This is a genomic window from Chromohalobacter sp. 48-RD10, assembly GCF_029889785.1.
GTDB lineage: Bacteria > Pseudomonadota > Gammaproteobacteria > Pseudomonadales > Halomonadaceae > Chromohalobacter.
The window spans coordinates 1-1,118 of sequence record NZ_JARANX010000156.1; the positions used below are offsets into that span (position 1 = coordinate 1).

The window sequence follows — 1,118 nt, forward strand, 5'->3', positions numbered from 1 at the left end:
GGCATGCCGTACACGGCGCGCGGCATCCTCGCAGAACATCAAGTTCTGGCCATTGGCCAGGGCGAATGCTTGCTCATCGACACGCTTGACGGCCGTCTGCAAGGCCGTGCCCAGCGCGTCCTCGACCGTGTCGATCAGCGCCGTTACGGGCAGAGCCTCTAGATCGCCGGCCAGGCGCAGTGAGAGATGCGCCTGGCTTCGCTGGCTATGCGGCGTCGCCAGGATACCCTGCTCGCTGCCCAGCCACGCCCTGACGGCGTCGTGGCTGATTGGCATGTCGGTGAAGTCCTCGTCGAACGCTTGCTGGATCGATTGGCGTGCGAGGGCCGCCGAGCAGGGGCAGGTCGAGGAATAGCCGATCGTGATCTCGAGAGTCGCCTGCATGCCCTGTGCATCTTGGCGGCAGCGCAGCGCACAGGGGTATGCCTTCCAGCCCGCGCGTGGGCTGATCAATGCAGGGCGCTTGATCAGGACGTCACCGCTCAGATCGAGAAAGGCGGTATTGGATAAATCGTCATGGCTATCCAGAAAACGCTGCAATACCGCGCCCAGGCGTGACAGCGTCACTTCCTCGTGTTCCAGGGCCTCTAGTGCCAGATAGAGACGCGACATATGAATGCCTCGCGCCGAGGTGGCATCCAGGGAAACACCGGCCGAGGCTCGACCGTTGACGGCACTGTTCGCCAGGCGAAACGGTAGCGCGATGTCTTCCATCCCGACCCAGGCAAGGGGGCCTTCCAAGTCGGACGCACCGTTGGCCACGTCGTGCAATGTATGTGGGTTCATGGGCTCTTGCATGCGTTTATCAGTCCCAGGCTGGAAAGGGGTCGGGCAGTGTCTGTCATGCGGCACACGTACGGTTTCGGTGTCCGTGACATTCACTCGTGACATGACGGCATGAAATAATACGTTATACCATAACGAAATTATAGCCCAAGCATTCCAGCGATCGTGCTTTTGCCGCATGATACTCGCCTAGGGATTTGGCTTATCGACGTGAGGCAGGAAGCGCAATGAAAGGATGGGTGCTGGGCGGGACACTGGTGCTGTTGAATGGGGCGAACGCGGCCCTGGCGCAGGGCGAAGCGCCGGACAAGCAAGTCCGCGAGGTGCTCGAT

At 61.1% G+C, this 1,118-nt stretch carries 1 protein-coding gene; it reads right to left on the minus strand.

Annotated features, from left to right (window positions below):
* Positions 1-786 (minus strand): GTP cyclohydrolase FolE2 (folE2, locus tag OP496_RS17900; protein ID WP_280565292.1); only part of this gene is annotated, 786 nt, incomplete at its 3' end.
* Positions 787-1,118: the final 332 nt, after the last annotated feature.